The sequence below is a fragment of the Brevundimonas sp. genome, assembly GCF_016463295.1.
Classification (GTDB): domain Bacteria; phylum Pseudomonadota; class Alphaproteobacteria; order Caulobacterales; family Caulobacteraceae; genus Brevundimonas.
On sequence record NZ_JAEMRO010000065.1, the window covers coordinates 1 to 12,393 of the forward strand.

Sequence of the window (12,393 nt, forward strand, 5' to 3'; positions counted from 1 at the left end):
CGCTCCGCCAGCGGCTGGTTGATCCCGTCCACCTTGACCAGATCGACCACCGAGGCGCGGCCCACGCCCTTGGCAGAGCCGAAGGCGTGCAGCAGGGCCTTCTTGCGACCCGGGCCGACACCCTCGATCTCGTCCAGCGGGTTCCTCTTGATGTCCATCGAGCGGCGCTTGGCGTGGGCCCCGTTGGCGAAGCGGTGGGCCTCGTCGCGCAGGCGCTGGACGTAATAGAGGGCCGGTGACTTCAGCGGCATCATGAAGGGCGGCTTGCCGGGCATGAAGAAATGCTCCTTGCCCGCATCGCGGTCCGGTCCCTTGGCCACGCCGACGGCCGTGATGTCGTCCAGCCCCAGATCGGCCAGCACGGCCAGAACCTCGGCCAGTTGTCCCGCCCCGCCGTCGATCAGCAGCAGGTCGGGGCGCACAACCTCCTCGGTACCCTCCTCCTCGTCCTTGACCAGGCGGCCGAAGCGACGGCGCATGACCTCGCGCATCATGCCGTAGTCGTCGCCGGGGGTCAGGTCCGTGCCCTTGATGTTGAACTTGCGATACTGCGACTTCTGAAAGCCCTCGGGCCCGGCCACGATCATGCCGCCGACCGCATTGGTCCCCTGGATATGGGCGTTGTCATAGACCTCGATCCGCTCGGGGCGACTATCCAGACCGAAGGCCTCGCAGACCTCGTCCAGGATTTTACCCTGGGCCGAGCCCTCGGCCATCTTGCGGCCCAGGGCCTCGCGCGCATTGGTCAGGGCGTGGTCGATCAGGGCGGCCTTGTCGCCGCGTTTCGGCTGTTCGATCGAGACCACACGGCGGCCGTCGGCCGTCTTGGCCTTCATCGAAAAGGCCTCCTCCAGCAACTCCTTCTCGAACGGCAGGATGTTGGACAGGATCAGCCGGGGAACCGGCTTGTCCTCGTAGAACTGGCCCAGGAAGGCAGCGAGGATTTCGGGGTCGGTATCGGTCCGGTCCACCCGCGGGAAATAGGCGCGACCGCCCCAGTTCTGGCCGGCGCGATAGAAGAAGACCTGCACGCAGGCCTGCCCGCCCTCGCTGAACAGGGCGAAGACGTCCGCCTCGGCCACGCCCTCGGCGCTGACGGAGTTTTCCATGCTGATGGCGGACAGGGCACGGATGCGGTCGCGCACGCGGGCGGCCTGTTCATAGTCCATGGCCTCGGCGGCGGCGGTCATTTCCTCCGACAGGCGGGCGATGACGGCGCGCGACTTGCCCTTCAGGAAATCCGACGCCTCCCCGACCAGCTGGCCGTAGTCCTCCAGGCTGATCAGGCCGGTGCAGGGCGCCGAGCAGCGCTTGATCTGATGCAGCATGCAGGGCCGGGTGCGGGTCTCATAGACGCTGTCCGAGCAGGACCGCAGCAGGAAGGCCTTCTGCAAGGTGTTCAGCGTGCGGTTCACCGCCCAGGTCGAGGCGAACGGCCCGAAATAGTCGCCGGGCGTCGTATGGGCCCCGCGATGCTTGCGGACCTGCGGCGCGCGATGGTCCTTGCGGATCATCAACTCGGCGAAGGACTTGTCGTCGCGCAGCACGACGTTGAACCGCGGCTTCAGCTTCTTGATGAAGTTGGATTCCAGCAGCAGGGCCTCGGTCTCGGACGCCGTGACGACCAGCTCCATCGAGCGGGTCAGCGACACCATCAGGCCGATGCGCTGGGTGTGGAACCGGCCTTGCGCATACTGCAGGATGCGCTTCTTGATCGAGCGCGCCTTGCCGACATACAGGCAGGTCCCGTCCTCGCCATACATGCGATAGACGCCCGGCTTGTCCGGCGCACGCCGCGCCTCGTCGCGGATCAGATCGGCGGCGACGAGGGGGAGCGGTTCAGAGGTGGAGGAGTCGGTGGTCATTGGCGTCCATATAGGACGTGCCGCGCGAAAGTCAGAAGCGGCCAACCGGCTTGAGCAACTACTCTACGACGCGATCAAACCTGCCATCGCCATTGAAAGAGACCGTCGCTGTCTTTTCCATAACACCGTCCTCATGTCTTGTGTGTCCCGTCAACGTGTATCGATAACCCGCGCTGCGCCAACAATGCAGCTCAACTTGCGAGACGATATCGAAGCGATCCAGCACGGCTTGAAACCGGTCGCGATCCTGAGGCGAGACGGGGTGCTGGGGCTGTTCGAGGCTATCCAAAACCGTACGCCCCCGGCCCTCTGGGTCGATCGCTCGCGTGAGCACAATCCGGTATGGACGATCGTCGCAGGTTGCCGAAACGTCCATGCGCGTGGTTTGCGGAGGTCGTCCATGGTCGCCGATGTCCGCGAGTGTGGCGATATAGGCGCGAGCTTCTGCTGAGGGTCGTTCTTGCGGCCCAGCATGCAAAGGGGTCGCGATTACGGCGGCTAGGTATAAGCCAGAGATTGCAAGGCCCATGATCAACTAACGAAGACATTGATCGGTGCGTCGAGTTGGACCGGCATACCTCCACCGGCCAAGACCAGCACTGTGCTGAGATAGGCCCAGACCAGCAAGAGCGGAAGGCCGAAAACCATGCGTCTTCGAAATTCAGGAACGATAGCGGGCCCAATCACACCTGAGACCACTCCGACTAAAATACAGAAGTATGCGGGATAGATGAAGACAGGCCCTCTGATCAGCAGAACGCCTGCCAGCATCACCACTGGCGCAATCCCCACGACCAAGGCAGGGGCATAGCCGAGCCAAAGCGTGCTTTTCGAGCGGACGCCACTTCCACTTTTCCAAAGATAAGGCAATGAAACCAAATAGGCGAATACGGCCAATACGCCTAAGATAAGGAGCAATCGGAACAGCATCGCGATGACAAGAAACACGGAAAAAGACACGCTAGCAGTCCCCCTCTCCGTCATCATTCTGGTCTACATAGATGGCGATCAATAGGTCCATCGCTGTCCATAAATCATTTGCGAAATAGGTGTTCGCTGCGCCAAGCGTGCCTGTACCCCATCCAACTGTCTCGATATAAATGTCACCCCCTATACCTATGACCTGTCGAGAAACAGTGCCGGGGTGCAGCAGGTGTCCTTCCATAGTTGTGTTGGTAACCGTCATTGTTTCCCAGTTCACGGTTTGAACAACCGGCCCTAGGCCGGGGACGTTCACAATGTTGCCTGTCGATGCAGGACCGTTTTGTCCAGGTGCCGCGTTGCGAAGAAGTCCCTGCCAAGCCTCGTCTGCATCGCAAGAAGTATCGCCTACTCTATTCGTATCCGTATAAACGTGTGGACCGGTGCTGTCTTCACCACCATTGGCACTACCCTCACCCACATTCTCATCCCCGCTCGGCCCATCGCCCGTGCTGCCGGTCGGGAATCCGCCCGTTTCCCACCAGTCGTCATAGGGGTCGTCGTAATCATGGCGAGGGCCGGTGGAGATGACGTCATCTATCGTGGTCGCTTCGTCATCATCTGTGCCGCCTGCACCGTCCACGGCACCGAACATCATCAGGTCGAATTCGGTCAGCTCGCCCTTGCCGCCGTCGAAAACGGGTGCAGCGTCGCCGTGGTCGGCACCGGTCGGCCCTGACCAGTCACTGCCCGGTGCCAGCGCAGGATCATCCCACATCGTCGGCTGCGGAGTCGCCGCCGCCTCGAAAATCCAGTCTGAAATCTGAAACCTTCCCCCGTTTGAAGGCCTGAAAACAACATCATCGAAGGGGGGGGGACAACATCCGATTGTGTGCCGACGCACACGTTCTCGTTATCACAATACCGACACTATTCGAACCGGCCCGGCGAAGCGAATATCAGAACCGGCGAACCATCAGAACGCCGCCGATTACCAGTGCGACACCCGCCAGTCGGCCCAGGTTTATGGGCTGCTGCGGCGCACCGAACGCCCCGAAATGATCGAGGATCAGGCTGATCAGCAACTGACCCGCCACCATCAGGGTAATGGTCAGCGCAACCCCCAGCCGGGGCACGCCCCAGGTCGCCGCGATCACGAAGACCACGCCGTACAATCCGCCGATCCAGGCGTACCAGGGCAGGCTGCGTGCCGCGACCATGTCCGGCCGCGTCTGGAACAATACCGCCATCAGCCCCAGCGCCACCGTCCCCACCGCGAAAGACACGAAGGCTGCGTTCACCGGCGAGCCGACGGCGGTCATCAGCCTGGCATTCGTCGGGGCCTGCAAGGCGGTCGCACCCCCGGCCAGAATGATCAGCAGCATGGGAAAGAGATTGGGGTTCATGACACGATGGCTAGCACCGGAATCGGCAGGGCGCACCTGCCCGTGACGCAGCCGCCTATTGATGATCAGGCGTTGCGGCTCTATTGCAGCCCCAGTCTCAGGAGCATCCCATGCTGGCCCTTTTCGTCATTCTCGGTTTCGTCGCGGTTCTGGGCGTGATCAACGTCATCGAGTTCGGTCGGGTTGACTGATACCCCGACCGGTCGCGGAGCCGCCCTGGTCACGGGCGGTGGCAAGCGGATCGGGCGCGCCATCTGTCTGACACTGGCGCAGGCCGGGTTCGACATCGTCGTCCATTATCGATCATCAAATGACGCCGCCCAGGCCGTCGCGGACGAGGTGAGGGCGCTGGGTCGTCGGGCCGAGACTGTAAGCGGCGATCTGTCGGACGAGGCTCGGGTCGCGCGCATCGTGCCGGACGCCGTGGCCGCAATCGGACCGCTGAGCGTGCTGGTCAACAATGCCTCCGTCTTCGAGGACGACCGGGTGGGATCGCTGGAGCGCGAGACCTGGGACGCCCATATGGAGACCAATCTGCGGGCCCCGATCGTGCTGAGCGAAGCCTTTGCGGCGCAGGCTGCTGACGGTTCCTGCATCGTCAATCTGCTGGACCAGCGGGTACTGAAGCCCGATCCGCGCTTCATCTCCTATGCCCTGTCGAGGAACGGCCTGTGGTGGGCGACGCGGACCCTGGCCCAGGCCCTGGCCCCGCGCATCCGGGTCAATGGCGTCGGCCCCGGCCCGACCCTGGCCTCCATCCATCAGACCGACGAGGAGTTCGCCGCAGAGGCCGCCGCCACCCTGTTGCAGCGTCCGGGCAGCCCCGAAGCGGTGGCCGATGCCGTACGCTGGCTGGTCGAGGCCGATCTGGTCACCGGCCAGATGATCGCCGTCGATGCGGGCCAGCACCTGGCCTGGAAGACCCCGGACATTCTGGAGTAACGCCGTGAGTGCTGCCCCCCTGCCCTTCGCTGCCAGCGACGCCATCCGGCATGAGGGTCTGACCGTCTTCGTGCGAGGCCTGACGGTTCAGGCCGGCATCGGCATTCACGATCACGAGCTGAACCGGCTGCAGACGCTGGTCATCGACGTGACGCTGACGCTGGTGCCCGGTCCGGTCGAACGGCTGGGCGATACCGTCAGCTATGAGGACGTGGCCGCCGCCGCCCGCGCCATCGCGGCAGAGGGACATATCGGCCTGGTCGAGACCTTTGCCCAGCGACTGGCCCTGGCCTGTCTGGAAGATGCGCGGGTGCAGCGCTGCGCCGTGCGGATCGAAAAGCCGGGGGCACTCGAGGGTGTCGTCGCGCCCGGATGCGAGGTCGTGCTGGCGCGCGGATAGTTGCGCCGGACCGGCGGCGGCGTCATTGTCGAGCCGCGTAACCGATTGCCTAGCCGAGGATTGTCTATGGCCGAACCCGGCGACCCCAACCGCCCCGACCGCACGCCGGACGACCACGACGACATGGTCGGATTTTCGTCGCCCGCGTCCCTGGCCGGGCGGGCGCGTGAGGTGGAGGCCGCCGCTGCGCCTGTCGCGCCCAACCGACCGACACGAGAGGCAGAGCCGGACCTGTTCGACCCGCGTCCGTCACCCGCCTTTGCCGCCGTCCAGGCCGAGACGACGCCGGCTCAGACGACCATGGCCCCGGCGGCATCCACGCCGCTCCCCGTCCCGGGTGTAGCCAGTGCCGGTTCGGTGTTCGAGCCGACCGAGTTCTCCACCAGGGCGCGCCGCCACGACGACCCGCCAGCCCTGCCCAAGGATGGGGCCGGGCTGTTCCTGGGCTATGCCCTGATCCTGTTCGCCGTGCCGACGTTGGGGGTGTCGGTCGTGGTCGGCCTGCTGGCCCTGATGGGCCGAGGGCTGCCGGACAATGCGATCGCCCGGTCGCACCACCAGTATCAGCGGCGGACCCTGTTCGCGGCGGCCGTGGCGGCGGTGGTCGGGCTGGTACTGATCGCGGCCCCGTTCGCGCTGGGGGTGCCGGTGCTGTTCCTGTTGGCCATCTGGGTCATCCTAAGGGGTGCAGCAGGGGTGCTGGCGCTGAAAGCGGGTCGGGCCATCCGTCATCCGGCGGGCTGGTGGATCTGAGGCGATGACGGTCCTGCCGCCCGAGCCGGGCCGCCCGCGGTTCAACCAGAGCCATGAATCCGCGGGCAAGCCGGCGGCCATGATCGTTTGGGTGCTGTATGTCCTGGCCCTGCCCAGCGCCAATCTGCTGGCGCTAGTCGGCATGCTGGTCGCGGTCTCGGCGCGAGGGGGGGCGAGCGGCCTGGCCCGCCGGCATCTGGATCGACAGGTGAGGCTGTTCTGGACCTCGGCCGTGATCAACATCGTCCTGACCGCGATCTGCATGGTCGGGATCGTCAGCCTGTTCATGGACCTGACGCAGGCGGCCTGGCTGCTGCCGCTGACCATCGTCAGCGGGCTGGCCCTGATAGGCCTGACGCTGTGGTTCGCGATCCGCAGCGCCTTGGGGGCCTGGGCACTGGCTCGCGACCGCGCCCCCTGAGCGCGGCAAAAAACTCTTTTCAGTCAAGCTGGAACAGGCCAAGGCGACATGGGTTTGGTGTGTCGGATAGCCGACATTGGTGTGCCGGACGACCAGGAACAGTAGATGAGCGATTTGCGCGACGTGCGGGACGAGAACCGCTTCGAACAAGGCTTCGTCGATCAGGACGGCCAGACGAGAACGGTCTTCGCCGATTATGCAATGCAGGGCGAGACGCGCATCATCCTGCATGTCGAAGCCGACCCCGCCCTGCGCGGCACCGGCGCGGCAGACACCTTCATGCGCGCCCTGTCCGAACACGCCCGTGCCGAAAAGCTGAAGCTGGCTCCGCGCTGCAGCTATGCCGTCGCCTGGCTGAAGCGCCATCCGGAGTTTTCGGACATTCTGACCTGATCAGAGCCGCCTTCGCCTGATGGCAAGAAGAGGATGGAGCGACGGGCCGTTCCCGCGCATCATGCGTTCAGCCACACAGATGCGTGAGGAGGACAGGCCATGCCGGGACTGGATCTGACAGAGGTGGGCGCGGCCGTCGGCCCGCTTCAGACTTGGGTTCTGCCCGCGTTGCTGGGGTTGGGGCTGGCCTCCGCGACGGGTCTGCGCACCTTTCTGCCGCTGCTGATGCTGGCCCTCGCGGCCAAGTTCGAGATGTTCGGCATCCGGCTGAATGACCAGATGGACTGGCTGGGCTCCTGGCCCGCCATCTCTGCCCTGGCCGTCGCGGCTGTGGCGGAGTTTGCGGGTGACAAGGTCCCGGCGGTGGACCATGCGCTGAATGCCGTCGGTTATGTCACCCGACCCATTGCGGGCGCGGTGGCGGCGGGCAGCGTCTTCTGGGGTGTCGATCCCGCCACGGCGGCGGTGGCGGGCATCATCGTGGGGGCCCCCACGGCCCTGGCCTTCAATGCGGCCCAAACCGGGGTGCGGGTCGGCTCGACGGCCACCACCGGCGGGCTGGGCAATCCGATCGTGTCGCTGATCGAGGATGTCCTGGCGGTGCTGACGGTGATCGTGGCCTTCCTGGCCCCGGTGATCATCCCGCTGGCGCTGGTGATCCTGGCGATCGTGGTATTCCGCCTGGCGAAGCGGATCAGGGATCGTCCGGCACGCGCAGTCGTCTAGACCCGGCTGACGATGGCCTTCAGCGTCTCGACCTTCGTCGGCAGGTCCGAGGCCATGCGTCCGGCCAGTTCGCGCGCACCGACCGGATAGGCGTCGCCACCCTCGGCAATCTCGCGGGCCAGTTGCGAAGCCTGCATCAGCAACACCTCCAGCGCCTCGACCTGTTCGACGGCCAGGGCGCGAGCCTCCTGCTGGAGGCGTTTGACGCGTTCGGATGTGGTTTCGGGCTGGCGCATCAGGTCGTAGATTTCAGCCTCGCCGGGAACGATCCTCAAGGCCGCTTTGGAATTGGCAGGCGGTGTGTCTGACATGGCTAGGGCTCCAGACTCAGACGTTAACGCGAACGCCCAATCGTCGCCACAATCGCCGAAAGCGTAGCCATACATGAGGCGCCCGGCGTGTCGCCCGCGCATCATTAACGCCGCAGCGGTGTCAGGCCGCCTGCCGCCGTTCCTCGGCTTCGCGCACCGCGTCAGTGGCGCGGTCAAGAACCTCCAGCCCGGCGCGCGGACCCAGGGCCTCGACCGTCAGGATGCGGCGGAAGGTGCGCGCACCGGGGCGGCCATGCATCAGGCCCAGCATGTGGCGGGTCATGGAGGGCAGCGACACCCCCTCCTCCAACCGTGCGGCCAGATAGGGCTTGTAGCGTTCGATGGCGGTGAAGGCATCCACGTCCGGCGTGTTGGCTCCGTAGAGGCGGCGGTCGGCCTGACCCAGCAGGCACGGCTCGTGATAGGCGGCGCGGCCCAGCATGACGCCGTCCAGCGCCACGCCGTCGGTATCGTCCAGATGCGCCTCCGCCTCGTCCAGCGAGGTGATGCCGCCGTTGATGCTGATCGACAGATGCGGCCGTTCGCGCTTCAGCCGCCGGACCAAGGCATAGTCCAGTGGCGGGACGTCGCGGTTTTCCTTGGGCGACAGACCTTTCAGCCAGGCCTTGCGAGCATGGACGATGAAGGTGTCGATGCCGACGGCGGCGCAGGCGTCGACCGTGGCGAACAGCGATTGTTCCGGGTCCTGATCGTCCACGCCGATGCGGCATTTTACGGTGGCGGGCACGGCGATTGCGCCCTTGATCGCGGCCATACAGTCGGCGACCAGCTCCGGCTCGCGCATCAGACAGGCCCCGAACCGCCCAGACTGGACCCGGTCGGACGGGCAGCCGACGTTCAGATTGATCTCGTCATAACCGTACTGTTCGCCGGTCCGCGCGGCCTGGGCCAGCTGATCCGGGTCCGACCCGCCCAGTTGCAGGGCCACCGGATGCTCGACCGCATCGAAGCCCAACAGCCGCGCCTGATCGCCGTGCAGGACGGCGGGGGCGGTGACCATCTCCGTATAGAGCAGGGCCCGCGACGTGAGGGTACGATGGAACGCCCGGCAGTGCCGGTCGGTCCAGTCCATCATCGGGGCGATCGAGAGGCGGCGGTTCATGGGAGGCGGCGTCTACACCAGATCGCGGCCGCTGGCGAACCCGGCACCCGTCTAGACCCCCGCCTTCTCGCGCTCGTCCTCTTCCTCCAGAGCTTCGGCGGCTTCCTCGTTGAGGGCGCGCCCTTCGCGCCGGGGTTTGACGTAGGGCGCGGGCTGGGGCGTGACGGCATTGCCGCGCATCAGGCCGCGTCCGGCGGTGAGGCCGCCGGCCAGTTGCAGGGTGAACCGCTCCTCGTCGCGGCGACGAACGTCGTCGATGGTCTCGCTCGCTTCGTTCTGGCTGAAGCCCAGGTCGATCAGGACTTGATGGCCGAAGACCAGCGCGCTCTCGAAGGTTTCGCGCAGCTGATATTCCACACCTGCCTGGACCAGGCGAATGGAATGCCCCCGGTCGAAGGCGCGCACGAACAGCTTGGTCAGGGGGAATTCGGCCTTGACCAGTTCGACGATGCGGTCGGCCACCTCCGGCTTGTCGACGCAGACAAGGATGGTCTCGGCCTGACCCGCGCCCGAGGCCCGCAGCACGTCCAGACGTGCGCCGTCGCCGTAGTAGACCTTGAAGCCGAAGTTCCCGGCGGCCTGGATCATCTCGACGTCGGAGTCGATGATCGAGACGTCGACGTCGCGCGCCAGCAGGGGCTGGGACACCACCTGGGCGAAGCGGCCGAAGCCGATGATCAGAACCCGCTCGCGCAGGCCCTTGGCATGATCGACCCCCTCGGCCTCGTCCGGCGACAGTTCCGGCGCGGGTGGCATCAGGCGGCGCACGATCAGGGTCGTCAGCGGCGTCAGGGCCATGGACAGGATGACCAGGGCGGTGGCGATGGCGCTGGAGCGGGCATCCAGCACCCCGGCGGCCAGGGCGGCGGCATAGAGGACAAAGGCGAACTCCCCGCCTTGCGCGAACATGGCGGCACGTTCGACGGCCTCGCGGTTGGACGCCTTCAGCAGACGCGCCACGCCATAGATGGCCGCGGCCTTGACCACCATGAACAGCGCCAGCCCGCCCAGGATGATCGGCCAGTCGGCCAGTACCACGGCCAGGTTCAGCGACATGCCGACGCTGACGAAGAAGATGCCCAGCAACAGGCCCCGGAACGGCTCGACGTCGGCCTCCAGCTGATGGCGGAAGCTGGAATCGGACAGCAGTACTCCGGCCAGGAAGGCCCCCATGGCCATCGACAGACCGCCCAGGGTCATGATCAGCGCGGCCCCGACGACGACCAGCAGGGCGGCGGCGCTCATGATCTCGCGCCCGCCGTGCCGGGCCAGGAAACGGAAGACCGGGTTCAGCAGATAACGCCCGGCCACCACGACGGCGACGATGGCGGCCAGGCCCAGGGCGATGGTCTGCCACAGCGGGGGACCGTCGACCGCCGTGCCCATGGTGCTGGCCAGGACGGCGACGATGGCCAGCAGCGGCACGATGGCCAGGTCTTCCAGCAGCAGGATGGAGACCGCCCGCTGGCCTGCCGGGGTGTTCAGCTCGTTGCGCTCGTCCAGCCCCTGCATGATGACGGCGGTGGAGGACAGGACGAAGCCCATGGCGGCGATGAAGGCGACGGGCGCGGGCACGCCGAAGGCCATGGCCGCCAGGGTCAGCAGCAGACCGCTGAGCCCCACCTGGGCCACGCCCAGGCCGAAGATTTCGCGCCGTAGGTTCCACAGCTTACCGGGCCGCATCTCCAGCCCGATGATGAACAGGAAGATGACGACACCGAACTCGGCGACATGCAGCACCGTCTCGGGCTCGGCGAAGAGCTTGAAGCCGAACGGACCGATGGCCAGTCCCGCGGCCAGATAGCCCAGGACCGAGCCCAGGCCCAGCTTGCGGAACAGGGGCACGGCGACGACCCCCGCCCCCAGCAGGGCGGCGACCTGCACCAGTTGTACGCCTGTGCTCGCCTCGGCCATCCTATTCCCCCGCCTGTGCCAGACACCATTGTGGGGCTTAAGGCACCGCTGCGCCAGTGCGAGGACGGTCAGATACCGTCATGTGCCGAGGCCACAGTTTCGCCACCGCCCGACCGGCCTCGTGCTCCCGCAAGATGCATCGAGGGAAGGCCTGTCCATGACGTACCGCCCACTGACCGCCGCCGTCGCCGCCCTGATGGCTTTCAGTCTGACCGCGCCGGGGACTTCGTTCACCGTCACCGCGCAGAACCGGGACGCGTTCGATCCGGACAAGCCTGTCGATGGCACCGTTTCCGCCGCCGCATGCCGGCCGTATGGATTTACCCTGCCAGCGGCCAATGATGCAGATGACCGCACGCGCTATCGCCTTACACCGCCGCCGCCGCCATCGGCCCCCATGCCCCTGGCACCGCCGCGGCCGCCTGTCGTGCAGACCTTGCCCAATGGCCAGACGACGCTCGATGGCGTCGTCGTCACCGGCAGTCGCGTGCAGCGGTCGGAAGCTGTCGCCGGCGTATCGGCCTACGCACCGCCTCCCTTATCGCGCCCCCTGCCGCCGGGCGTTCCGCCCCGACCCGCCGACACCGAACGGTATCCCGACGCCACGCCCAACCCGGTCAAGCGCGTCGCGGACGAACCGGTCTCGACCTTCTCCATCGACGTCGATACCGCCGCCTATGCCAATGTGCGTCGCTTCGTGGACGAGGGGCGTCGCCCGCCGGTCGATGCGGTGCGGATCGAGGAGATGGTCAACTATTTCGACTATGGCTACGCCCGGCCGCGGGCGGCATCGGAGCCGTTCGCCATCACCACGGCGGTCGTCGCCTCGCCCTGGTCGCCGGGTCGCCAGATCGTCCACATCGGTCTGCAGGGCTATGAACTGCCCGAAGCCGAACGCCGCCCGCTGAACCTGACCTTCATGGTCGATGTCTCCGGCTCCATGCACTCGCCGGACAAGCTGGCCCTGGCGCAAAAGTCCATGAACCTGATCATCGACCGGCTGAGGCCGCAGGACCGTGTGGCCGTCACCTTCTATGCCTCCGACGTCGGCACCGCCGTGGGACCCACGCCCGGAGATCACAAACTGAAACTGCGGTGCGCCGTCGCCGCATTGAACGCAGGCGGTTCGACCGCGGGTGCTCAGGGCATGGTCAACGCCTACCAGCAGGCCGAGGCCGCCTTCGGGCGCGACAAGGTCAACCGCATCCTGATGTTCAC

Annotated in this window: 15 protein-coding genes; 8 read left to right on the top strand and 7 right to left on the bottom strand. The window is 66.1% G+C overall.

Annotated features, from left to right (window positions below; translation table 11 throughout):
- Positions 1-1,865: excinuclease ABC subunit UvrC (gene uvrC / locus JHC81_RS11385; RefSeq protein WP_292174684.1), on the bottom strand; the 1,865-nt coding region annotated here is incomplete at its 3' end.
- On the opposite strand from uvrC, the gene JHC81_RS11390 reads away from it, so the two are divergent.
- Complete coding sequence (locus JHC81_RS11390) at positions 1,858-2,316, top strand: hypothetical protein (protein ID WP_292174687.1); 459 nt, start codon at positions 1,858-1,860, stop codon at positions 2,314-2,316. The genes uvrC and JHC81_RS11390 overlap by 8 nt on opposite strands.
- A gap of 80 nt (positions 2,317-2,396) precedes the next feature.
- On the opposite strand, the gene JHC81_RS11395 is transcribed toward JHC81_RS11390, so the two are convergent.
- From JHC81_RS11395 to JHC81_RS11405, 3 genes are read right to left on the bottom strand one after another with little or no spacing between them, the layout of a single operon-like run.
- A complete protein-coding gene (locus JHC81_RS11395) occupies positions 2,397-2,825 on the bottom strand; it encodes a hypothetical protein (RefSeq protein ID WP_292174690.1) in 429 nt (142 codons plus the stop codon).
- 1 nt (position 2,826) lies between these two features.
- Positions 2,827-3,690, bottom strand: coding sequence for a hypothetical protein (locus JHC81_RS11400; RefSeq protein ID WP_292174693.1), 864 nt, complete (start codon positions 3,688-3,690; stop codon positions 2,827-2,829).
- Positions 3,691-3,745: 55 nt separating this feature from the next.
- Positions 3,746-4,192, bottom strand: coding sequence for a DMT family transporter (locus JHC81_RS11405; RefSeq protein ID WP_292174696.1), 447 nt, complete (start codon positions 4,190-4,192; stop codon positions 3,746-3,748).
- Positions 4,193-4,375: 183 nt separating this feature from the next.
- On the opposite strand from JHC81_RS11405, the gene JHC81_RS11410 reads away from it, so the two are divergent.
- The 6 genes from JHC81_RS11410 to JHC81_RS11435 all read left to right on the top strand — a co-directional run bounded on the left by JHC81_RS11410 (position 4,376) and on the right by JHC81_RS11435 (position 7,827).
- Entirely contained in the window at positions 4,376-5,134 is a 759-nt protein-coding gene (locus JHC81_RS11410) for an SDR family oxidoreductase (protein ID WP_292174698.1), read from the top strand.
- Between the two features lie 4 nt (positions 5,135-5,138).
- On the top strand, positions 5,139-5,534 hold the full coding sequence (gene folB, locus JHC81_RS11415; RefSeq protein ID WP_292174700.1) for a dihydroneopterin aldolase: 396 nt from the start codon (positions 5,139-5,141) through the stop codon (positions 5,532-5,534).
- Positions 5,535-5,600: 66 nt separating this feature from the next.
- Positions 5,601-6,287: a hypothetical protein gene (locus JHC81_RS11420; RefSeq protein WP_292174703.1), complete on the top strand. Its 687-nt coding sequence runs from the start codon at positions 5,601-5,603 to the stop codon at positions 6,285-6,287.
- 4 nt (positions 6,288-6,291) lie between these two features.
- The gene (locus JHC81_RS11425; protein ID WP_292174707.1) at positions 6,292-6,708 is read left to right on the top strand and encodes a hypothetical protein; all 417 of its coding nucleotides are present in this window, start codon (positions 6,292-6,294) and stop codon (positions 6,706-6,708) included.
- A gap of 105 nt (positions 6,709-6,813) precedes the next feature.
- Positions 6,814-7,101 carry a GNAT family N-acetyltransferase gene (locus JHC81_RS11430; protein WP_292174708.1) on the top strand — a complete coding sequence of 96 codons (288 nt, stop codon included), beginning with the start codon at positions 6,814-6,816 and terminating at the stop codon, positions 7,099-7,101.
- Between the two features lie 99 nt (positions 7,102-7,200).
- Complete coding sequence (locus JHC81_RS11435) at positions 7,201-7,827, top strand: DUF4126 domain-containing protein (RefSeq protein WP_292174711.1); 627 nt, start codon at positions 7,201-7,203, stop codon at positions 7,825-7,827.
- On the opposite strand, the gene JHC81_RS11440 is transcribed toward JHC81_RS11435, so the two are convergent.
- The 3 genes from JHC81_RS11440 to JHC81_RS11450 form a co-directional block, all read right to left on the bottom strand.
- Complete coding sequence (locus tag JHC81_RS11440; RefSeq protein ID WP_292174714.1) at positions 7,824-8,138, bottom strand: hypothetical protein; 315 nt, start codon at positions 8,136-8,138, stop codon at positions 7,824-7,826. The genes JHC81_RS11435 and JHC81_RS11440 overlap by 4 nt on opposite strands.
- A gap of 121 nt (positions 8,139-8,259) precedes the next feature.
- The gene (dusA, locus tag JHC81_RS11445) at positions 8,260-9,261 is read right to left on the bottom strand and encodes a tRNA dihydrouridine(20/20a) synthase DusA (RefSeq protein WP_292174715.1); all 1,002 of its coding nucleotides are present in this window, start codon (positions 9,259-9,261) and stop codon (positions 8,260-8,262) included.
- A gap of 51 nt (positions 9,262-9,312) precedes the next feature.
- Positions 9,313-11,175: a monovalent cation:proton antiporter-2 (CPA2) family protein gene (locus tag JHC81_RS11450; protein ID WP_292174719.1), complete on the bottom strand. Its 1,863-nt coding sequence runs from the start codon at positions 11,173-11,175 to the stop codon at positions 9,313-9,315.
- 157 nt (positions 11,176-11,332) lie between these two features.
- Between JHC81_RS11450 and JHC81_RS11455 the strand changes: the two genes are divergently transcribed.
- A partial coding sequence (locus JHC81_RS11455; RefSeq protein WP_292174722.1) for a von Willebrand factor type A domain-containing protein occupies positions 11,333-12,393 on the top strand: 1,061 nt, incomplete at its 3' end.

Coding starts and splice junctions, on each gene's coding strand:
- JHC81_RS11405 (WP_292174696.1), bottom strand. CDS start 4,192: ATGAACCCCAATCTCTTTCCCATGCTGCTGATCATTCTGGCCGGGGGT.
- JHC81_RS11420 (WP_292174703.1), top strand. CDS start 5,601: ATGGCCGAACCCGGCGACCCCAACCGCCCCGACCGCACGCCGGACGAC.
- JHC81_RS11425 (WP_292174707.1), top strand. CDS start 6,292: ATGACGGTCCTGCCGCCCGAGCCGGGCCGCCCGCGGTTCAACCAGAGC.
- JHC81_RS11430 (WP_292174708.1), top strand. CDS start 6,814: ATGAGCGATTTGCGCGACGTGCGGGACGAGAACCGCTTCGAACAAGGC.
- JHC81_RS11435 (WP_292174711.1), top strand. CDS start 7,201: ATGCCGGGACTGGATCTGACAGAGGTGGGCGCGGCCGTCGGCCCGCTT.
- JHC81_RS11440 (WP_292174714.1), bottom strand. CDS start 8,138: ATGTCAGACACACCGCCTGCCAATTCCAAAGCGGCCTTGAGGATCGTT.
- dusA (WP_292174715.1), bottom strand. CDS start 9,261: ATGAACCGCCGCCTCTCGATCGCCCCGATGATGGACTGGACCGACCGG.
- JHC81_RS11450 (WP_292174719.1), bottom strand. CDS start 11,175: ATGGCCGAGGCGAGCACAGGCGTACAACTGGTGCAGGTCGCCGCCCTG.